Raw genomic sequence first — 20,833 nt, 5'->3', positions numbered from 1 at the left:
ATCTCGCCGCGGCACTTCCCAGTGGTGACTGGGAGAGGTCCGACGCGTACCGCCGTAAGCGATCCGACGGAGTGACTCCCCGCATGTCCGAAGCCCGAACCGACACGACCCAGGCGCGCCCGCAGGACGCCGGCCGGGCCGCCGCGGCGGCAGGCGCCGGCAGACACCGTGGCCCGGCCGCCTCGGAGGACACACAAGCGTCCCCGAACGGCAGGCACCGCCGGGACCAGCAGCCGCAGGACGCCTGAGAGCCGCGTCCGCTCCTCCGGGGCCGCCGCCCCGGACCGTGTGCCACGCGACGGCCGTGACCTCCGTACCGCCCGGTCAGGGGTACGGCGGGCACGGCCGTCGGGTGTGTGGGGCCGGAGGGCTCACCCCGGGCGGCCGGAGGATTCACCTCCGCTTGAGGCCGAGCACCTCCGCCGCCGCGAACGTCTCGTGCGGCGGGCGCTCCGCGTAGTACGGCGTCAGGACGCCGTCCAGCTCCGCGTACGTGAAGGCGTCCTTCGCGGTGTCGAACTGCGCCGCCACCTTGGGCCGTTCGACCACCGCGACCATGCCGCCGTGCACCACGAGCAACTGCCCGTTGACCCGCGCCGCGGCGGGCGAGGCCAGGTAGCCGACGAGGGGCGCGACGTGTTCGGGGGCCAGCGCGTCGAGAGCCCCGTCCCCGGCACCTCGAACCCGGCGAAGACGTCCTCGGTCATCCGGGTACGGGCGCGCGGGCAGATGGCGTTGACGGTGACCCCGTACTTGGCCAGGGCGAGCGCCGAGGAGGTGGTGAGGCCGACGATGCCGCCCTTGGCCGCCGCGTAGTTGGGCTGGCCCGCCGAGCCCGCGAGGAACGCCTCGGACGAGGTGTTGACGATCCGCCCGTACACGGCTTCACCGGCGGCCTTGGACCGTTCGCGCCAGTGGGCGGCGGCGAAGCGCGTGGTGTTGAAGTGGCCCTTGAGGTGGACGCGGATCACCGAGTCCCACTCGTCCTCCGTCATGGAGAACACCATCCGGTCGCGAAGGATGCCCGCGTTGTTGACCAGGACGTCCAGCTTGCCCCAGCGGTCCACGGCCTGCTGGACCAGGCCGCGGGCCGTCGCGTGGTCGGCGACGTCGCCGGCGTGCGCGACGGCCTCGCCGCCCGCCGCGCGGATCTCGGCCGCGGTCTCCTCGGCCGGGTCCGCCGACGCGGCGCCGGAGCCGTCGCGGCCGGGCTGCCCGTAGTCGTTGACGACGACGGCCGCGCCGAGCCGGGCGAGTTCCAGCGCCTCCGCCCGGCCCAGGCCGCGGCCCGCCCCGGTGACGATCGCGGTCAGGCCGTCGAGCGGCCGTTCGGTGGGAGCAGTCACGTTCTCGGCTTCCTCTCGTTCGTCGGGGGCACGCCGTTCGTACGCCGGGGACGCGCCGTCCCGCCCCGGCGGCCGGCTCACATCTCGATGCACGTCCGCAGGGCCGTCCCGGTACGCATCTGCTCCAGCGCCTCGTTGATCTCCGGGAGCCGGACCCGGTGGGTGATCAGGCCCTCCAGGTCGATCCGGCCCGCCCGCCACAGCGCGATGACCTGCTCGTACGAGCGCAGCACGTCCCCGCCCCCGTACAGCGACGGCAGGATGCGCTTCTCGTCGAAGAACAGCTCGAACATGTTGACCTGGAAGTGGTCGTCCATCGCCCCCGCGCCGACCACGCAGAGCGTGCCGCCGCGCCGGGTCGTCTCGTACGCGGTGCGGGCGGTGGCGGACCTGCCGACGACCTCGAAGACGTAGTCGAAGCCCTCGCCCGCGGTGATCCGCTGTCCGGCGTCGGCCAGTTCCTCGGGGGCGACCGCTTCCGTGGCGCCGAAACGCAGCGCCGCCTCGCGGCGCGCGGCCACCGGGTCCACCGCGACGATCTGCGCGGCGCCGCACACCCGCGCGCCCTGTACGGCCGAGATGCCGACGCCGCCGCAGCCGATCACCGCGACCGACGCGCCGGGCGCCACCCGCGCGGTGTTCATCGCGGCGCCCAGCCCCGTCGTCACTCCGCACCCGATCAGCGCCGCGATCTCGTACGGCACGTCGTCCGGGATCGGGACGGCGCAGTTGGCGGCGACCACCACCTCCTCCGCGAAGGTGCCGGTGCCCGCGAAGCCGAAGACGTCGGACGGGGTGGCGCCGGGGCGGCGGAAGTTGGGGGTGCCGGCGTTCATGAACCCGGCCAGGCACAGGTGGGTCTGGCCGCGCTTGCAGGACGGACACGTACCGCAGGCGGGCAGCCAGCACATCAGCACCCGGTCCCCCGCCGTCAGGCCCTCGACGCCGTCGCCCACCTCCACGATCTCGCCCGCGCCCTCGTGGCCGGGGACGAAGGGCGCGGGCTGCGGCAGCACCCCGCTCATCGCGGACAGGTCGGAGTGGCACAGCCCGGTGGCCCGGATGCGGACGCGGACCTTGCCCGGCCCGAACCCCACCGCCTCGATGCCGTCGAGGACTTCCAGCTTCTCCTGCCCTGTCTGGTGCTGAATCGCTGCGCGCATGGTGCGCTCCCTTCGCGGGCGGCCGGGGCGGATCGGGTCGGGACGGAACAGGACGGACCTTCTCGGGCCGGGTCACACACCTTCCGGGCTGATGTCGACGACCGTGTCCGCCAGGACCGGCGCGTCCTCCCGGCCGGCCGCCGTGACCGACACCAGGACCCGCTCCGGCTCCCGCCACATACGGACGCGCAGCGTCTCGCCGGGGAAGACCACCCCGGCGAACCGGGTGGTGTACGCGGTGACGCGCGCCACGTCGCCGCCCAGCACCTCGTCCACCACCGCCTTCAGCGTGATGCCGTAGGTGCACAGCCCGTGCAGGATCGGACGGTCGAAGCCCGCCAGCCTCGCGAACTCGGGGTCGGCGTGCAGGGGGTTCCAGTCGCCGGACAGGCGGTAGAGCAGGGCCTGGTCCTCCCGTACGGTCCGCTCGACGGTACGGTCCGGCGCGCGCCCGGGCAGTTCCCGACGGCTGGACGGCCCCCGCTCCCCGCCGAAGCCGCCCTCCCCCTTGACGAAGATCTGCGTGTCGCACGTCCACAGCGGCCCGTCCTCGTCGGCCGCCTCGGAGCGCAGCACGATGACCGCGGCCTTCCCCTTGTCGTACACGGCAGGCACGGTGGACGTCTGGACGGCCCGGCCCCGTACGGGCAGCGGCCGGTGCACGGTCACGGTCTGGCCGCCGTGCAGGACCGCGGCCAGGTCCACCTCGATGCCGGGCGCGGACAGGCCGCCGGCCAGCGCCATGCCGCCGCCCGCCACCGTCGCGAAGCTGGGCAGGACGTGCAGCCTGCTCTCCAGGGTGTAGCGCAGTTCGCCGGGGTCGGTGGCGGGCACGCCGGCGCCGATACCGAGGTGGTAGAGCAGGACGTCCTTCGGCTCCCAGGCGAGTTCGGTGGTCCGCGGCTCGGCGGAGGTGGCCTTGGCGGCGTCGATGGGCATGGGGCTGCTGCTCCTTCACCACGGTGGGAAGACCCCGGCCCGGCCGTCCGCACCGTCGGCCGTGCCGGGGTCGCCTGCGGTCGGCCGTCGCGTCGGCGGTCCGGTGGTACGAGGCCGGCCACGGCGCCCGGCCCGCCGTTCTAGAACGCGTTCTATCCGACGGCTCCCATGTATAGCCGATCCCGCGGAAGCCCGGAACCCCTGACGCCCCGTCAGGTGAGCGCGACGCCCCCACCCGCCCGGCTCTGTGACATTTGTCGGTACCGACCGCGTACATTCACCCCTGCCGGGGCCGCCGGCGGCGTCGGTAGCGTCGCGGGCAGAGCGCGGACAGCGGCGCGGAACAGGGAAGAGGCAGTACGGAACGTGCGCAGGAACCGGCAGACCGAAGCGGGCGGCCAGGACGGGCGGGGCGGCCTGGAGGCACAGGACGCGCAGGACGCGTGTGGCGGGCGGGGTCGGCGCCGTACCCGTAAGCCCACCGCGCCGGGCTGGTCCGGCCTGCTCGACGTGCCCATCGAACCGCACCAGGGCGCCGGGGAACGGGAGAGCGACGGGAGCGACTCCACCAAGGGCAGAGGTCCGCGCGCCTACACCTTCCTGCCGTGGCTGCTGATGGGCATGGGCGCCCTGTCCAACATCATCAGCGGCAAGTCCCAGAACACCTGGCTGGCGGGCGTCGGCCTGCTCGCCTTCAACTCCCTGTACATCTTCGTCGTCTTCTCCGCCTTCAACCCCCGCTACCGCGACTCCCGCGTCCCCGTCTACGGGCTCGCCGCCCTGACCGCCGTCACCTACACCATCTCCCTCACCTTCGGCCACGCCTGGCTGCTGTTCTTCCCGCTCCTGTCGCTGGCCTCCGGCGCGGTCCGGGCGATCCGCGGCAAGCCCCACTTCATCCTGCTGTTCGTCCTCAGCGGCTCCGCGGGCACCATCGCGGGCCGGCTCGTCGGCGACCACTGGGAGGCCGCCGCCATCGGCTACGGCACCTTCATCTCCGGCATGGTCACCGCGACCGTCCTGAGCCTCTTCGACACCGTCAAGCAGCTCGACGCGACCCGACAGGAGCTGGCCCGCACCGCCGTGGAGAAGGAACGCCTGCGCTTCTCCCGGGACCTGCACGACCTGCTCGGCCACACCCTGTCGGTGATCGTGGTCAAGGCGGAGGCGGTACGGCGGCTGGCGCCGCGCGACCTCGACGCGGCGCTGGCCCAGACCGCCGACATCGAGGCGGTGGGCCGCCAGGCGCTCACCGAGATCCGCGAAGCGGTCACCGGCTACCGCGAGGGCAGTCTGAGCACCGAGTTGGACCGCGCCCGGTCCGCCCTGGAGGGCGCCGGCATCGAACCCGTCGTACGCCAGTCCGGGCCGCCGCTCCCCCCGCAGGCGAGCGCGCTGCTGGGCTGGGTCGTCCGGGAAGGTGTCACCAACACCGTGCGGCACAGCGGCGCGACCCGCTGCGAGATCGAGGTCCGCACCGACGCCGCCGGCGACCGGGCCCGCCTCACCGTCACCGACGACGGCCACGGGCCCGCCCCGGCCGCCACACCTCCCCTCACCGGCGGCACCGGCCTCAAGGGCCTCACCGAACGCCTCGCGGCCGCCGGCGGCACGCTGGACACCGGGCCGGACGGCCGCCGGGGATTCCGACTGGTGGCGGAGCTGCCGTTGGGCGGCGAGGAGCCGATGAGGCGCTAGCGTGTTCCTTACCGCACAGTTCCGCCCCACGGTGCAACTTCGCTCTCATGGGATAACTCCCGCCCCGTCCGGGACAACCTCTAGCTGAGTTCCCGCGACTACGAACGGAGAACCCCTGTGCGCATGACCGACATCCAGCGGTGCGAGGTGCGGCCCGGACGCCTCGTGGAGTGGACGCTGCACCCGGCGGTCGTCGAGGCCGCCATGAGCCTGCCGAACGACGTACGCCCGCCCGCGTACATCCAGGAGTCCCATGTGCGCACGGCACGATCCGTACGCGAGGACGGGCTGTTCGTCCCCACCTGGCTCGGCACCGCCTTCGACATACCGCGCAGAGCCGACCTCGACGTCCTGCAAGAGGCGCTGCGGACCTGGACCCTCCGCCACGAGACGCTGCGCAGCGGTTTCCGCTGGGCGGGCGACGAGATGCAGCGGTTCACGCTCGACGCCGACGACGTCGTGCTGCACCGCACGGACGTCGGTGAGTTCACCGACGCGGCGGCGCTGACCCAGCATCTGCAGGATCGCTTCGACACCGCGGCGGACGCGCTGAGCTGGCCGAACTTCATCTTCACCGCGGTCGTCCGGGACGACAGTACGAGTGTCTACATGGCGTTCGACCACAGCAATGTCGACGCCTACTCCATCCAGCGGATCACCGCCGAGATCCACGAGCTCTACGCGGCCGGTCTCGACCGCCGCACCGTGGACACGGCGCCCGTCGCCAGCTACGTCGACTTCTGCGCGACCGAACGCAGCACCGCCGACCAGGTCGACGACACCCACGAGATCGTCGCCCGCTGGCGGAAGTTCATCGCCCAGTGCGACGGGAGGCTGCCGAACTTCCCCCTGGACCTCGGCCTCGACCCCGGCGGCCCGCTGCCCACGCAGAAGTTCCTGCACGAGATGCTGGTGGACGACGCGGCGGCGGCCGCCTTCGAGGCGTACTGCCGCCCGTACGGCGGGAGCTTCATCGGCGTCCTCGCGGCCACCGGCCTCATCGTCCGCGACGTCGGCGGCCACCCGGTGTACCGCACCGTCGTGCCCTTCCACACCCGGGCGAAGTCCCAGTGGTCGGACTCCGTGGGCTGGTACGTGGGCGGCGCGCCGATCGAGGTGCCCGTGGGGCAGGCGCCGGACTTCGACACCGCGATGCAGATGGTCCGTACCGCACTGCGCGAGAACCGGTCGCTGTCCCGGATCCCCCTCGCCCGGGTCCTCCGGCTGCTGGGCGAGGACTTCCGGCCCACCTCCCCCGACCTGTACTCGATCGTCTCGTTCGTCGACGCGCGCGGCGTCCCCGGCTCCGCGCAGTGGCAGGACCTCAAGGCGTACGGGCTGATCCGGGTCTCGTACGGCGACCAGGTGTGCGCGTGGATCACCAGGCTGCACGAGGGCCTGCAGTTCGCCGGCCGCTACCCGGACACCGACGCCGCGTACGGCAGCCTGCGGCTGTACGTGGAGCGGCTGCGGGAGATCGTCCTCTCGGTGGCACGGGAGGGCGCGGCGACGCCCGTCTGACGCCTGCTGCCCTCACTCCCCTGATCCGCACCGGTCGGCCGGGGCCCGTTCCGTACGGGCCCCGGCCGCGGCCGCGGGACCGCACCGCGCCCAGGCCCCGCCTCCGCGCTGGCTAGGCTTGCCCCATGACTGACCCGGGCGGCGAGCAGGCCGCACCCTGCGTGAAGGTCCTCCTCGCCGAGGACCAGGGCATGATGCGGGGCGCGCTCGCGCTGCTGCTCAACCTGGAGGACGACATGGAGGTCGTCGCCCAGGTGTCGGCCGGGGACGAGATCGTCCGGACGGCGCTGGAGGCGCGGCCGGACATCGCGCTGCTGGACATCGAGCTGCCGGGCCGCAGCGGGCTGGACGCGGCGGCGGAGCTGCGGGAGGCGCTGCCGTCCTGCAAGGTGCTGATCGTGACGACGTTCGGCCGGCCCGGGTACCTGCGGCGGGCGATGGAGGCGGGCGCCTCCGGTTTCCTCGTCAAGGACGGGCCGGTGGAGGAGCTGGCGGCGGCGATCCGGCGGGTGCTGGCCGGGGAGCGGGTCATCGATCCGGGGCTGGCCGCCGCCGCGCTCAGCGCGGGGCCCAATCCGCTGACCCAGCGTGAGCGCGATGTGCTGACCGCGTCCGTGGACGGGGCGACCGTCGCCGACATCGCGGGGAAGCTGCACCTGTCGCAGGCGACGGTGCGCAACTACCTCTCCGGTGCCATCGGCAAGACCGGCACGCGCAACCGTATGGAGGCGGCGCGTACCGCCCGCCAGAACGGGTGGCTGTAGCGGCGGGCCGTCAGCCCTCCGTCCCCTCCTGGAGGTAGCCCTCGTACCCCTTCGCGTCCATCAGGCCGTCGAGTTCGGCGGGCCGGGACAGGCGGAGGACGATCAGCCAGCCCGCGCCGTACGGCTCGTCGTTGATCTGCTCGGGGGCGTCGTTGACGGTGTCGTTGACCACGAGGACCGTGCCGGTCAGCGGTATGTAGACCTCGGTGACGGCCTTGACCGACTCCAGCGATCCGAACGCGTCACCCGCCTCGAACCGTTCGCCCTGCTTGGGCAGTTCGGCGTACACGATGTCGCCGAGCTGCCGCTGCGCGTGGTCGGTGATGCCGACGGTGACCTGGTCGCCTCTGACCCGGACCCACTCGTGGTCCTTGGTGTACGAAAGATCCGCGGGGATGTTCGCCATGCCGCGGACGGTGCCACCGCGACCGGGCGGAGGGAAGGCTTCCGGCGGCCGGGGTCCGGGCGGCCGGTCACGTCCGCAGGTACGACGCCCCGTTGAGGTCCAGCACCGCGCCCGAGCTCCACTGCGCCTCCGGGGACGCCAGCCACCGTACGGCGGCCGCGACCTCCTCCGGGACGGCGACCCGGCCGAACGGGCTCTGGGTGCGGATCGCCGCGCCCTCGGCGCCGGTCAGGCGGTGGGCGACCCGCTCCGTGCCGATGAAGCCGGGAGCGACGGAGGCCACCGCGATGCCGTACGGGGCGAGGGCGACGGCGAGCGACTGGCCGAGGGCGTGCACGGCGGCCTTGGTGGCGCCGTAGGCGGGGTGGTCGGGCTCGCCTCGGAAGGCCCCTCGGGAGCCGATGTTGACGATCCGGCCGCCGGTGCCCTGCGCGATCATCGCCTGGGCCGCGCCGTGGCTGAGGTGGGCCGTGCCGAGCAGGTTGACGGTGACGTGCTGCTGCCAGGCGGCGGCCCAGTCGTCGTACGGGGTGGTCGCGGGCGGGTGCGGGGTGTTGACGGCGGCGTTGTTGACCAGGACGTCGAGGCCGCCGAGCGCCTCGACGGCCGCCCCGGCCAGCGCGGCGGCGCCGGACGGGTCGGCCAGGTCGGCGCCGAGCAGGACGTGACCGCTGCCGGGCAGCGCGGCGAGGGTCTCCTCGGCGTCCGCGCGCCGCGATCCGTAGTGCACCGCGACCCGGTCGCCGTTCTCGGCGAAGGCGTGGGCGACGGCCCGGCCGAGGCCGCGCGAGGCGCCGCTGACCAGGACGCGGCGGCCGGTGGCGGGGAACGCCGGGACGGGGGTCGCGGGGGCGGATGTCGTGGCTGCGGGGGTCGCGGGGTCAGTCATGGTGGGCGTCCTCGGGGCGGCGGGGCAGGGCAAGGACCATCAGGAGCACGCTCGCCAGCAGGATGACCGTACCGACCTGGAAAGCGAGGCCGTACCCGTCGGCCATCGCGGCCCGGCCGCCGCGGTCCGCCGCGATGCGGGTGGCCGCGACCGTGGACAGGATCGACAGGCCGAGCGCGCCGCCCATCTGCCGCGAGGTGTTGATCAGGCCGGACACCAGGCCCTGGTCGGAGACCGCGGCGCCGGAGGTGGCGATGGAGGCGATCGGGGTGGCGGTCAGGCCCGCGCCGAAGGCCATCAGGACACCGGGGCCGAGCAGCGTGCCGAGGTAGGTGCCGTCGGCGTCCATCTGCCCCTGCCAGAACATGCCGGCGGCCGAGATGAGCGCGCCCGCGACGGCCAGCGTCTTGGCGCCCGCCCGGTTCATCAGGCGCGGCGCGATCTTGGAGCCCAGCACGATGCTCAGCGAGTGCGGGATGAAGGAGAGGCCGGCTTCGAGGGGCGTGTAGCCGAGGACGTTCTGCACGTAGAGGGAGAGGAAGTACCACATGGAGAACATCGCGGCGCCGGCCAGCACCATGGCGCCGTTCGCCGCGTACACCGAGCGCAGCCGGAAGAGCGTGAGCGGCATCAGCGGTGCCTTCGTACGGGCTTCGACGGCCACGAAGACCAGGAGCACCAGCAGGCCGGCGGCCAGCGGCAGCAGCGCGCTCGCGGAGGTCCAGCCGTCCGACTCGGTCTGCACGATGCCGTACGCCACCAGGGCGAGGCCCGCCGTCACCAGCAGGGCGCCCGGGACGTCGAGCCGCCGCCCCTCGCCGCGTCGGCTCTCGGTGAGCCAGAGCAGCGCTCCGGCCAGCACGAGCGCGCCGACCGGCACGTTGATCAGCAGCACCCAGCGCCAGGTGAGGTACTCCGTCAGCACGCCGCCGACCAGGCCGCCGACGGCGCCGCCGCCCGCGCCGACCGCGGTCCAGGTGGCGATGGCCCGGGTGCGGGCCGGGCCCGCGGGGAACGCGGTGGTGAGGATGGTGAGCGTGGCCGGGGAGAGCACCGCGGCGCCGATGCCCTGGACCGCGCGGGCCGCGACGAGCTGCCACGGCTCTTGCGCGAGGCCGCCCGCCAGGCTGGCGACGGTGAAGAGGGCGAGCCCCACGACGAATATCCGCTTGCGCCCGAAGAGGTCGGCCACCCGGCCGCCGAGCAGCATGAACCCGGCGAAGGTGATCACGTAGGCGTTGACCACCCATTGCAGCCCCAGCTCGCTGAGCCCGAGGCCGGCGCGCATGCTCGGCAGCGCGACATTGACGACCGAGACGTCGAGGACGACGAGGAACTGACCGGCGCAGACCAGCAGCGTCACCAGCCAGACGGGCGGGGTGCGGCGGGCGTTTTCGGGCAGCGTGGCGGGGGTGGCTGTCGGGGGCATGGTCTCCATAGTTGCACCTGACACGCGTCGGCGGCATCGGATTATCGGACCGGAAGTGGCCGGTCCGGGGGCCTAGGCCGAAGATCGTCGGGGGTGGGCCGAAGGTCGCAGGGTTGGTCCGGGGGTCCCGGGCCGGACGGGGCGGTGCGTGCGCGTCGGCGGCCTTTAGGGTTACCGCAATTGATCATCGGGAGGGCGCGGTCGACCATGCGCGCCCCCTGCCAGGGGAGACACCATGCGCTTACGCAGCCGTGCAGCATTACTCATTGCCTTACCCACCGTGTCGGCCGCGGCCACCCCCGCCACGACCGGCCCGGCCGCCCCGGTCGCCCCGGTCGCATGCTGACCGCCGTCTTCCGCGGGCACGAACAGTTCGTCGCCCTCGCCGTCGTCCTCTCCTGCGCCGCGGGCGTGGTGACCTTCGCCGCCGCCCGCAGGAGACAGGGCCGTCCGCTGGCCTGGGGGCTGTGGGGCGCCTGTACGGCCGCCACGCTCGCCCTGACGCTGTGGAGCACCGGCGACGGGGGCGAGGCGGCGTCCTGCACCGTGAACCTCGATGTCTTCGAGCCCTTCCGGCAGACCCAGGGGCTGCTCAACTTCGGGATGCTGGTGCCGTTCGGCCTGCTCGGCGTCCTGGCCACCGGGCGCCCGGTCCTGGTCGCCGGTCTCGGCCTGCTGCTCCCGACCGCGATCGAGACGGTCCAGGCGCTGGCCCCGATAGGCCGGGCGTGCGACACGAGCGATCTGGTGAGCAACGGGCTGGGCGCGCTGCTCGGGACGGCGGTCGGCACCGTACTCGCGAGGTTCGGCCGCGGTGTCCCCTTGTCCCCGGGCGTGACCAGGAAGGCTTTCCTCGGCGGCGGAGCAGCGGCAGCCGTCATGGCTGTCCTGCTGTTCTCCAGCACCGAGTTCACCGTCGTCAGCCGCACGGTGAACGCCGTGCCGGCCACGGCCGAGCAGCAGGCCGCGATCGACGGCCGGCTCCGGGCCGCCTTCGGCGGCGCGTACCGCGCCGACGACCACAGCGTCACACTCGGCGAGGACGGTACCGGCACCGTCACCGCTGTCTTCGACACCGGCTCGGCCGAGCTGAGCTGGCCGGACCAGGCCGAGTTCACCGCCTCGATGCCCCCGGCGGACGTGGCGCCCGGTGCGGGGTTCGCGGTGCCCGGCACCACGCGGCGGCCCGCGACCGGGCCGGACGCCGTACGGATCGCCGAGGCGTACGCCGGCCGCTACGCGCCCGGGTGGCTGAAGAACGCGAAGGTCCAGGTCGCGCGCAGCGGCCCGGAAGGCGGCCTCGGCTGGCGCGTCCGCTGGCGCCGGTGGGAAGGCGAGGTCCTCCTTCCCGGTGGGCTCGACGTGCTGGTGGACAGCGCAGGGCGCATCAGCGAACTGACCGAACGGACGGCGGTCGATGCCGCACGCCCGGCTGCCGGGTAACCGGGGCGGACGGGTCCGGGGCGGCGCCTCCGGGGTGGGGCCTTCGGCCCCTCCCTCACCCCCTCCGCAACACCGTCACCACCGCCGCACCACCCAGCCCGATGTTGTGCGCGAGCCCGACCCGCGCGCCGGGCACCTGGCGGGCGCCCGCCGTCCCGCGCAGTTGCCACACCAGCTCGGCGGCCTGCGCCAGACCGGTTGCGCCGAGCGGGTGGCCCTTGGAGATGAGGCCGCCGGACGGGTTGACCACCCACCGGCCGCCGTGGGTGGTGGCGCCGGACTCGGCCAGCTTGCCGGACCCGCCGTCCGCGCACATCCCGAGCGCCTCGTACGTCAGCAGTTCGTTGACCGAGAAGCAGTCGTGCAGCTCGATCACGTCCACGTCCTCGATGCCGAGGCCGCTCGCCTCGTACGCCTGCCGGGCCGCCGCCCGGGACATCGGGCGGCCGACGACGTCGATGCAGGACCCGGAGGCGAAGCTGTCCTGGGTGTCCGTCGTCATGGCCTGTCCGGCGATCTCCACCGCCCGGCCGGCCAGGCCGTGTTCGCGGACGAACCGTTCGGAGGCGACCGCGGCGGCGGCCGAGCCGTCCGAGGTCGGTGAGCACTGGAGCTTGGTCAGCGGCCGGTGGACGGTCCGGGCGGCGAGGATCTCCTCGACCGTGTACACGTCCTGGAACTGGGCGTGCGGGTTGTCCGCCGAGTGCCGGTGGTTCTTGGCGCCGACGGCGGCGAGCTGCCGTTCGGTGGTGCCGTACCGGTCCATGTGCTCGCGTGCGGCGTTGCCGAAGATCTGGGCGGTGGGCGGGGTCATCTCGAAGCCGTGCGCGGCGGCCATCACGCCGTAGTGGCGGGCCACGGGAGAGGTCGCGAAGTCGCCGCTGTCCGCGCCGCCGCCGAGCGCGCCGCGTTTCATCTTCTCGAAGCCGAGGGCCAGTACGCAGTCGTTGATGCCGGAGGCGACGAACTGCCGGGCCATCATCAGGGCGGTGGCGCCGGTCGCGCAGTTGTTGTTGACGTTGTAGACGGGGATGCCGGTCAGGCCCAGTTCGTAGACGGCGCGCTGGCCGGCCGTGGAAGCTTGGTAGCAGTAGCCCACCGCTGCCTGTTCCACGGCGCTGTACGGGATTCCCGCGTCGGCGAGGGCCTTGCCGCCCGCTTCCCCGGCCATGTCCCAGTACTGCCGGTCGCGGGTCTCCGGCTTCTCGAACTTCGTCATGCCCACGCCGATGATGTACGCCTTGCCGGCCATGCGCGTCCTCCTCCTCGGGGGCGCCCGGAGCCCTGGTGCCGGGCGCCCGGGGTCAGATCAGCGGGCGCGGCTCCGGGTCCCTGGGCAGGCCGAGCAGCCGCTCCGCGACGACGTTCAACTGCACCTGCGTCGTACCGCCCGCGATCGTCAGGCAGCGCGACATCAGGAAGCCGTGCAGGGCGCGTTCCGCTTCGCCCTCGCCCGTCGCGCCCTCCGGGCCGAGGAGTTCGAGGGCCAGCTCGGCGACCTTCTGCTGGTGCGCGGTCTGCACCAGCTTGCGGATGCTGGCCCCGGCGCCCGGCTCCCGGCCCGCCACCTGCTGGAGGGTGGTGCGCAGCTTGATGCACGCCAGCGCGTGCGCCTCGGCGGCCAGCGCGCCCACCCGCTCGCGGACCGCTCCGTCCAGCCCGGCGGTCCGCTCGATCAGCGCCTCCAGACCGGTGCCGAAGGTCACCTGGTCGGCCATGTGGACGCGCTCGTTGCCGAGGGTGTGCCGGGCCACCTTCCAGCCGTCGTCCACCTCGCCCACCACCGCGTCGGCCGGCAGCAGGACGTCGTCGAAGTACACCTCGCTGAAGAGCGCGTCACCGGTGATCTCCCGCAGGGGCCGTACCTCGATGCCGGGTGCCGACATGTCGACCAGGAAGAAGGTCAGGCCCTGGTGCTTCGGCGCCTCCGGGGCCGTCCGCGCGAGCAGGATGCCGTACTCCGCCCACTGGGCCGCCGAGGTCCACACCTTCTGGCCGTTGACCCGCCAGCCGCCGTCCACCCGCTCGGCCCGGGTACGCAGCGCCGCCAGGTCGGACCCGGCCTCCGGCTCGGAGAACAACTGGCACCACAGCCGGTCGCCGCGGAGCGTCGGCAGCAGATGGCGTTCCTGCTGCTCCGGGGTGCCGTAGGTGATCAGGGAGGGCACCACCCAGGTGGCGATCCCCAGGTCGCTGATCCGGACCCCCGCGTCGCGCAGTTCCCGCTGGACGGCCAACTGCTGTACGGGGCCGGCGCCCAGTCCGTACGGGGCGGGCAGGTGCGGCGCCGCGTACCCGGTGGGCGCCAGCTCGCGCCGTACGGCTCCGGGGTCCAGGCCGCGCACCTTCGCGATCACCGCACGGGCCTCCTCGCGGTACCGGGCCGCCTCCCGCGACCGCTCCGCCGGCAGGTCCGTCCGCAGCTCGCGCCGGGCACCCCCGGCGCCGTACCCGGCCGCCCGCAGCCGGTGTTCCGCGCCGCCGCCCAGCAGTTGGCGGGCCACGGTCGCCCGCCGCAGGTACAGGTGCGCGTCGTGCTCCCAGGTGAAGCCGATGCCGCCGAGGACCTGGATGCAGTCCTTGGCGCAGGTGAAGGCGGCGTCCAGGGCGGTGGCGGCGGCCAGCGCGGCGACCATGCCACGGACCGGCGGGGCCTCGTCCGCCGCGCGCGCCGCGTCCCACGCCAGGGCACGGGCCTGCTCGACGCGTACGAGCATGTCCGCGCAGAGGTGCTTGACCGCCTGGAACTGGCCGATCGGCCGCCCGAACTGTTCCCGTACGCGGGCGTGCCCGGCGGCGGTGTGCAGGGCCCGGTCCGCCGTGCCGCACGCCTCGGCCGCGAACAGCGTCGCGGCCAGGTCCCGTACGAGGGCGGAGTCGAGGTCCAGCACCCGCGCGGCCGGGACCGTGACGTTCTCGGCCGTCACGCGGGCGGCCGGGCGGGTGGGGTCGGCGGCGGACGGCACCCGTACGGAGAGCGTGTCGGCGTCGACGGCGAGCCAGAGGGTGCGGGGCGGGGTGACCGCGTCCGGAACATCGACCGATGCCGCCGGTTCCACCAGCTCCGCCGCCAGGACGATCAGGTCGGCGTCACCGCCGCCGAGGACGGGCGGCGCGTCACCGTCCAGCACATGGCCGCCCGCCGTCTCGTTCGCCCGGAGCGTGCCCGCGCCGAGCGCGACGGCACCGATGCGATCGCCGGTGGCCAGGGCGCGCGCCAGGTCGGGGGCGCCGCCGCGCAGCAGCAGTTCGGAGGTGAGCACGCTGGGCAGGTACGGGCCGGGCAGCGCGGCACGGCCGGTCTCCTCCAACACGACGGCGAGGTCGAGCAGTTCGCCGCCGCCACCGCCGCACTCCTCCGGCAGGTGCGGCCCGAGCAGGCCCATCTCGGCGAGCTCGTCCCAGTACGCGGGGCGCCCGCGCCGGCCGGGCCCGGCGTCGAGCAGCTTGCGCACCTCCTCGGGAGGCACGGCCCGGGCCGCCCAGCCCCGTACCGCCTCGGCCAGCTCCCCTTGCTCCGGTGTGATTCCGATGCCCATGCCGGGCAGACTAGAACACGTTTCAAACTGACGGTAGGTCAGATCGGGCATCGGAAGGGCCCGTCCGAGGCGGGCCGGGCGGCCCTGCCCCGGGGCCGCCCACCGGCCGTACGGCACGGCCGTCCGTACACCCCCTGCCTGCGCAGCACCCGGCCCCGAACTCCCGCACCACCGGATTCCCCACCGCCTTCCCCCTCCGCATTCCCCGGCCCGGAATTCACCACCCCATTCCCCACCACCCCGCCATACCCGTCACACCTCCGAGCGCCCGCCCACCCGTCCGCCCGCCTATCCACCCGTCCGCCCCCCGCATTAGCGGCACGTACGATCCGTCGTTATGAGTCACCGCCGTACTCCGGTGACCGTACGACCGAGGAGGAATCCCCATGGCCGCCGCGAACACCCCCAAGCCGGAGATACTCGCCGCATTCGAGGCGGCAAAAGGGTTCATGCCGGCCGACGAAGGGCTGGCCCTTTACGCGGCCGCCGGTGAGGCCGCGGCACTGGGGATGCCGCTCGTCGAGGTCGGCACCTACTGCGGGCGCTCCACGATTCTGCTCGCCGACGCCGCGCGCGCGGCGGGCGTGACCGTCGTCACCGTCGACCACCACCGGGGCAGCGAGGAGCAGCAGCCCGGCTGGGAGTACCACGACCCGGCCGTGGTCGACCCCGAGGTGGGCCTGATGGACACCCTGCCCACCTTCCGCCGGACGCTGTACGCGGCCGGGCTGGAGGACCACGTCGTCGCCCTGGTGGGCCGCTCCCCGCAGGTCGCCGCGCTCTGGAACACCCCCGTCGGCCTGGTCTTCATCGACGGCGGCCACACCGACGAGCACGCCACCGCCGACTACGAGGGCTGGGCGCCGCACGTCGCGCCCGGCGGGCTGCTCGTCATCCACGACGTCTTCGCCGACCCGGCGGACGGCGGCCAGGCCCCGTACCGCGTCTACCGGCGCGCCCTGGAATCCGGCGCGTTCACCGAAATGTCGGTACACGGATCGCTGCACGTCCTGCGTCGTACCGGTGAAGGGCACTGACCCCACCACTACGATCGCGATGTGACGAACGGCAGTACATTCCACCCGCGCCGCCGTTTCGGCGGCACCCTCGTCGTCGTCCTGGCCGCACTGCTGGCCGCCTGCGCGGCGGGCTGGCTGATCTGGCGGTCCGCGAGCGGGCACGGCGGTGACAAGCCACCCAAGGCCCTGCCCGCCGCGAGCCCGGCCTCCCCCGACGGCCGGCCCGGCACGGACGGCGCACCCGGCAAGGACGGCACTCCCGGCGCCGGCGGAGCGGACGGAACGGACGGCGGCGCCGGGCAGGGCGGAGACCGGGACGGCAAGGGAGACCAGGCCGGGCCCGGCGGCCGCACCGGAACCCGGCTCCAGGGCAAGACCGTCCTCCTCGACCCCGGCCACAACCCCCACAACCGCGACCACACCCGCGAGATCGCCCGCCAGGTCGATGTCGGCAACGCCCGCAAGGAGTGCGACACCACCGGCACCTCCACCAACGACGGCTACGCCGAGGCGTCCTTCACCCTCGACGTGGCGCGGCGCGCCCGTACCCTCCTCCAGGCCGAGGGCGCGAAGGTCGTCTTCACCCAGGACGGCGACCGCCCGTACGGCCCGTGCGTCGACGAGCGGGCCCGCGCCGGGAACGCGGCGAAGGCCGACGCCGCGGTGTCCGTGCACGCCGACGGGGCGGGCGACGGCAACCGCGGCTTCCACGTGATCCTGCCCGCGCGGGTCACCGCGGGCGCGGCGGACACCTCCGCCATTGTCGGCCCGTCCCGGGAGCTCGGCGAACGCCTGGCGGGCCGCTTCGTGGCGGCCACCGGGAGCGCCCCCGCCAATTACCTGGGCGGCGGGACCGGGTTGGTCGTCCGGTCCGACCTCGGCGGCCTCAACCTCTCCCGCATTCCGAAGGTGTTCCTGGAGTGCGGCAATATGCGCGATCCGAAGGACGCCGCGCAATTGACCGATCCGCAATGGCGGGAAAAGGCGGCCCGCGGCATCGCCGAGGGCATTACGGGCTTCCTGACCCGGTAGCGGCCGGCGCCGATACCGACTCGATACCTGACCGATACCGACAAGACGGCCCACAGGATCCGGCGGTAGGTTCCCCCTTACGATGGGGGGCCACCCCGTGCCTCGCCACGCGCCCACCAGCGCTTACGGCAGCGACAGCGAAGACCAGAACACCGGAACCGACAAAGGACCCTTACGTGAACATCCGCTCCCTCACTAGAGGCGACGGCGTGGTGATCGGAGCAGCGGTGTTGCTGTTCATCGCCTCGTTTCTCGACATCAGCTCGTACGACGGATCCGACTGCACCGGCAGCTTCTGCCCGAAGATCACGTCCGCGAACGCCTGGGACTCGCTGTCCCTGCTGATGGGCATGTTCCTGGCCGGCGTGATCGCGGCCGCGCTGATCGTCGTGGCCCGCGCCCTGCCGCAGCCGCTGAAGGTGGCCGGCCTCGACCTCGGGCAGTTCGGCGTCGCGTGGACCGTGTTCGTCGCCTGGTTCGCCTTCTGGACAACGGTCAACAGCGGCGGCGCGGGCGCCGGCCTGATCCTCGGCCTGATCGCCGCGCTCGTACTGGCCGCCGCGGCGGTGGCCACGCCGCTGGTGCCGGCCCTGAAGGCCGGCCTCGTGCCGGCCCCGCGGCCGCAGACCCCGTCCCCGTACGGCGCGCCGCAGGGCCAGGGGTACGGCTACCCCGGCGCCCACCAGCAGCAGCCGGGCCACGGCGGGTACGGCTACCCGGGCGCCCAGCAGCCCAGCCAGGGGCAGCCGGGCCAGGGCCAGCCGGGCGGTCCGCAGTCGTACGGCGGGCAGCAGCCCTCGCCGGCCGCCGCGCAGCAGCCCGCGCCCGCGGCGGACTTCGCGCCGTTCTGGTTCGCGGTGCCGGTCGCGCGCCCGCTGTACGGCGAGGACGGCGCGCCCACGCCGATCGCCGAACTGGCGCCCGGTACGTGGTACCTGGCCGTGGACCAGCGGGGCCAGGCGCTCATCGCGCAGACGCAGGACGGACGCCGCGGCGTCCTCCAGGACACGACCGGCATCCAGCGCGGCTGACACCGCCCGCCACCCCCGCCGCACGGCCCCTCCCCGCCCGCTCCGGGTGAGGGGCCGTCGCCGTACCCGCCCTTCCTTTCGTCCCCCGCCCTCCGTACAGTGCACCGACCACCCCACACCCACCTGACGGCCCGTCACCTCTTGGGGGCCCACCATGCGACTCGGCCTGGCACTCGGCTACTGGGGCCGCGGCCCCGACCCCCGGCACGTCGAACTCGCCCAGGAGGCCGAACGGCTGGGCTACGACTCGGTATGGACCGCGGAAGCCTGGGGCTCCGACGCCTTCACCCCGCTCACCTGGATCGCCGCCCACACGTCCCGCATCAAACTGGGCACCGCGATCGCCCAGATGGCTGCCCGCACCCCCACCGCCACCGCGATGCAGGCCCTCACCCTGGACCACCTCTCCGGCGGCCGGATGATGCTCGGGCTCGGCCTCTCGGGGCCACAGGTGGTGGAGGGCTGGTACGGCCGCCCGTTCCCCGCCAGCCCGCTCACCGCCACCCGGGAGTACGTGGACATCGTGCGCCAGGTGCTGCGCCGGGAAGCCCCGGTCACCTCCGACGGCCGCTTCCACCCGCTCCCCTACCGCGGCCCCGACAGCACCGGCCTCGGCAAACCCCTCAAGCCCATCACCCACCCCCGCCGCTCCGGCCTCCCCGTCCTCCTCGGCGCCGAGGGCCCCAAGAACATCGCCCAGACCACGCGCATCGCCGACGGCTGGCTCCCGCTGTACTGGTCCCCGTACCGCACCGACGCGTACGAGACCTCCCTCGCCGACGCCCCCGAGGGCTTCCTCGTCGCCCCCATGGCCCGCGCCCGGCTCTGCGACGACGTGACCGAGGGCCTGCTCCCCGTCAAGGCCATGCTCGCCTTCTACATCGGCGGCATGGGCCACGCCTCCCGCAACTTCCACGCGGACCTGATGTCCCGCATGGGCCACGAGGAAGCGGCCCACCGCATCCAGGACCTCTTCCTCCAGGGCCGCCGCGACGAGGCCGTCCAAGCCGTCCCCGACACCTTCGCCGACGCCATCTCCCTCATCGGCCCCCGCCCCCGCCTCGCCGACCGCCTCACGGCTTGGCGCGAGGGCCCGGTGACCGACCTCCTCGTCACGGCCCCCGACGTGGAGACGCTGCGGGTACTGGCGGAGCTGAACGGCTGAGCCCCGGACACCACACCCGGGGGCAGGTGCCGGAAGAGCACCGCAGCGCCGCCTGTGCTGCCGTTGCTGTGCCGACTGGCGGGTGCTCTCGACGCGCAGCTCGATCTGTGCATCGACTCGGACGAGATGTCGCTGTCCTTCGTGCCGCACGCCGCCTGATACGAGGCGCCCGGTCGTGTGCCGGGCGCCGTACCCGTCAGCTCAGCCGAACACCGCCATCCCCAGCCACTCGTCCAGGAACGCCCGGTCCCCCGTGACCTCGATGCCCGGTGTGTCGACCGGGAGGCGGCGGTAGTAGACGCGGAGGAGGTCGGCGGCGGGGCCCTGGAGGGTGGTGGTGGCCGGTTCGGTGGAGTGGCGGTAGGCGGGGGTGGTGCCGGTGAAGTCGAGGAGCCAGTCGGCGGGAGCGCCGGGCGGGGTGTCGGTCGCGTGCAGGCGGAGGGTGCGGTCGCTGCCGAGGAGGTTGTTGAGCGGGTGGTCGGGCCTGAGGACGGGGACCAGGCACATGAGCTGCGACCACTCTTCTATGGTGTCGGCGGCGACCTCCGGGTCGAGGGGGAAGGCGGCGCCCGTGGTGGCGGCCGCGTCCGCCCGGTGGATGACCGTCTCGTGGGTCATCCGCCGGGGCCAGAAGCCGGACGGCTGCCCCGGGGCCCAGGACCAGACCGGCGCGTCGGGTCCCGCCTCCCGCATCGCCTCGGCGGCCAGCCGTGCGCCTTCGTCGAGCCAGGCGTCCAGGGCCGCCGGGTCGTCGGCGGACGGGCCCTTGGCGTCGGGGACCGCCTCGTGGGACACCATCTCGGTGGCCCGGGTCCGTACGGTCATGGCGGCCCAGCGGTAGGCGCCGCCGACGTGCCGGACGAGGTCTTCCAGGGTCCAGTCCGGGCAGGTCGGTACGGTCGCCGTCAGGTCGGCGCCCCGGACGGTCCGCCGGAACCGGTCGGCCTCCGCGAGGACTTCGGCACAGTAGCGGTCGTGGTCGAGTGTTCCGTTCATGGTCGTCATGGGGCGCACAGTAGCGGGTATTAGCGGTGGCCGCCTCCGTTTATTGCGAACGGGGCGCGTCGAGCGGGGAGTTGTTTAGGGCGGGAGGGGGCGGCTACCCGTGTGTCATGTCCAGGAGACACCGGTACGGAAGCAGTCACGCGGCCACGGCCGTCACCGTCGTCGCGGACGTCACGGCCGTCATCCTCGGCCTGTGGATCGCGATGTACCTGCTCGACGCGAACCGCGCCAACGACCTGGTGCACTTCGTCCAGGGCGCGGCGCGGTGGCTGGCGGGCTGGTCCTACAACCTCTTCACCTTCGACGCCGACTGGCTGCGGACGCTGCTGAACTACGGGCTGCCCGCGATCGTGTACCTGTTCGTCGGGCACGCGCTGGCCGCCCGTATCCGGCGGATCGAGCGGGTCGAGCGGTGAGGAGGGGCGGGCCCGGAGCGCCCCTCCG

General features: G+C 73.7%; 18 protein-coding genes and 1 pseudogene. 10 read left to right on the top strand and 9 right to left on the bottom strand.

The annotated features are described in order from the left end of the window. Positions 1-83: 83 nt before the first annotated feature. Positions 84-248, top strand: coding sequence for a hypothetical protein (locus tag EJG53_RS41245; RefSeq protein WP_167515187.1), 165 nt, complete (start codon positions 84-86; stop codon positions 246-248). Positions 249-393: 145 nt separating this feature from the next. Here EJG53_RS41245 and EJG53_RS29325 read toward each other — a convergent pair. From EJG53_RS29325 to EJG53_RS29315, 3 genes and pseudogenes are all read right to left on the bottom strand, one after another. Next, positions 394-1,346: pseudogene (locus tag EJG53_RS29325) on the bottom strand (3-oxoacyl-ACP reductase). A gap of 77 nt (positions 1,347-1,423) precedes the next feature. Next, entirely contained in the window at positions 1,424-2,509 is a 1,086-nt protein-coding gene (locus EJG53_RS29320; RefSeq protein ID WP_125047410.1) for a Zn-dependent alcohol dehydrogenase, read from the bottom strand. 72 nt (positions 2,510-2,581) lie between these two features. Further along, complete coding sequence (locus EJG53_RS29315) at positions 2,582-3,448, bottom strand: MaoC/PaaZ C-terminal domain-containing protein (RefSeq protein ID WP_125047409.1); 867 nt, start codon at positions 3,446-3,448, stop codon at positions 2,582-2,584. A 366-nt stretch (positions 3,449-3,814) separates the two neighbouring features. On the opposite strand from EJG53_RS29315, the gene EJG53_RS29310 reads away from it, so the two are divergent. The 3 genes from EJG53_RS29310 (at position 3,815) to EJG53_RS29300 (ending at position 7,431) form a co-directional block, all read left to right on the top strand. Next, positions 3,815-5,146: a sensor histidine kinase gene (locus tag EJG53_RS29310; RefSeq protein WP_244955392.1), complete on the top strand. Its 1,332-nt coding sequence runs from the start codon at positions 3,815-3,817 to the stop codon at positions 5,144-5,146. 123 nt (positions 5,147-5,269) lie between these two features. Further along, positions 5,270-6,667, top strand: a complete 1,398-nt coding sequence (locus tag EJG53_RS29305) for a condensation domain-containing protein (RefSeq protein WP_125047408.1) — start codon at positions 5,270-5,272, stop codon at positions 6,665-6,667. Between the two features lie 125 nt (positions 6,668-6,792). Further along, complete coding sequence (locus tag EJG53_RS29300; protein WP_031003714.1) at positions 6,793-7,431, top strand: response regulator transcription factor; 639 nt, start codon at positions 6,793-6,795, stop codon at positions 7,429-7,431. Positions 7,432-7,441: 10 nt separating this feature from the next. On the opposite strand, the gene gcvH is transcribed toward EJG53_RS29300, so the two are convergent. The 3 genes from gcvH to EJG53_RS29285 form a co-directional block, all read right to left on the bottom strand. Then, entirely contained in the window at positions 7,442-7,837 is a 396-nt protein-coding gene (gene gcvH, locus EJG53_RS29295) for a glycine cleavage system protein GcvH (RefSeq protein ID WP_125047407.1), read from the bottom strand. Positions 7,838-7,904: 67 nt separating this feature from the next. Beyond that, positions 7,905-8,726, bottom strand: a complete 822-nt coding sequence (locus tag EJG53_RS29290) for an SDR family NAD(P)-dependent oxidoreductase (protein ID WP_125047406.1) — start codon at positions 8,724-8,726, stop codon at positions 7,905-7,907. Next, positions 8,719-10,164 (bottom strand): MFS transporter, encoded by a 1,446-nt coding sequence (locus EJG53_RS29285; RefSeq protein WP_125047405.1) that lies wholly within the window; start codon positions 10,162-10,164, stop codon positions 8,719-8,721. The genes EJG53_RS29290 and EJG53_RS29285 overlap by 8 nt, the downstream gene beginning before the upstream one ends. A gap of 330 nt (positions 10,165-10,494) precedes the next feature. Here EJG53_RS29285 and EJG53_RS29280 point away from each other — a divergent pair, with 330 nt between their 5' ends. Then, positions 10,495-11,598 (top strand): VanZ family protein, encoded by a 1,104-nt coding sequence (locus EJG53_RS29280; RefSeq protein ID WP_167515186.1) that lies wholly within the window; start codon positions 10,495-10,497, stop codon positions 11,596-11,598. A 55-nt stretch (positions 11,599-11,653) separates the two neighbouring features. Here the strand turns inward: EJG53_RS29280 and EJG53_RS29275 are convergent, their stop codons facing one another. Both EJG53_RS29275 and EJG53_RS29270 read right to left on the bottom strand, forming a co-directional pair. Then, on the bottom strand, positions 11,654-12,850 hold the full coding sequence (locus tag EJG53_RS29275; RefSeq protein ID WP_125047403.1) for a lipid-transfer protein: 1,197 nt from the start codon (positions 12,848-12,850) through the stop codon (positions 11,654-11,656). A gap of 52 nt (positions 12,851-12,902) precedes the next feature. Further along, entirely contained in the window at positions 12,903-15,137 is a 2,235-nt protein-coding gene (locus EJG53_RS29270) for an acyl-CoA dehydrogenase (protein WP_125047402.1), read from the bottom strand. Between the two features lie 386 nt (positions 15,138-15,523). On the opposite strand from EJG53_RS29270, the gene EJG53_RS29265 reads away from it, so the two are divergent. The 4 genes from EJG53_RS29265 (at position 15,524) to EJG53_RS29250 (ending at position 19,384) form a co-directional block, all read left to right on the top strand. Continuing rightward, a complete protein-coding gene (locus EJG53_RS29265; protein WP_167515185.1) occupies positions 15,524-16,174 on the top strand; it encodes a class I SAM-dependent methyltransferase in 651 nt (216 codons plus the stop codon). A 21-nt stretch (positions 16,175-16,195) separates the two neighbouring features. Then, positions 16,196-17,188: an N-acetylmuramoyl-L-alanine amidase gene (locus EJG53_RS29260; protein ID WP_125047400.1), complete on the top strand. Its 993-nt coding sequence runs from the start codon at positions 16,196-16,198 to the stop codon at positions 17,186-17,188. Positions 17,189-17,364: 176 nt separating this feature from the next. Further along, positions 17,365-18,219: a DUF5336 domain-containing protein gene (locus EJG53_RS29255; protein ID WP_125047399.1), complete on the top strand. Its 855-nt coding sequence runs from the start codon at positions 17,365-17,367 to the stop codon at positions 18,217-18,219. Between the two features lie 154 nt (positions 18,220-18,373). Then, entirely contained in the window at positions 18,374-19,384 is a 1,011-nt protein-coding gene (locus EJG53_RS29250) for an LLM class F420-dependent oxidoreductase (protein ID WP_125047398.1), read from the top strand. 201 nt (positions 19,385-19,585) lie between these two features. Here the strand turns inward: EJG53_RS29250 and EJG53_RS29245 are convergent, their stop codons facing one another. After that, the gene (locus EJG53_RS29245) at positions 19,586-20,380 is read right to left on the bottom strand and encodes a maleylpyruvate isomerase N-terminal domain-containing protein (RefSeq protein ID WP_125049666.1); all 795 of its coding nucleotides are present in this window, start codon (positions 20,378-20,380) and stop codon (positions 19,586-19,588) included. A gap of 116 nt (positions 20,381-20,496) precedes the next feature. Here EJG53_RS29245 and EJG53_RS29240 point away from each other — a divergent pair, with 116 nt between their 5' ends. Continuing rightward, on the top strand, positions 20,497-20,805 hold the full coding sequence (locus tag EJG53_RS29240) for a hypothetical protein (RefSeq protein WP_030022758.1): 309 nt from the start codon (positions 20,497-20,499) through the stop codon (positions 20,803-20,805). Positions 20,806-20,833: the final 28 nt, after the last annotated feature.

Origin of the sequence: Streptomyces chrestomyceticus JCM 4735, assembly GCF_003865135.1 — a bacterium.
Classification (GTDB): domain Bacteria; phylum Actinomycetota; class Actinomycetes; order Streptomycetales; family Streptomycetaceae; genus Streptomyces; species Streptomyces chrestomyceticus.
This window is presented reverse-complemented; position numbering and strand designations above follow the sequence as displayed.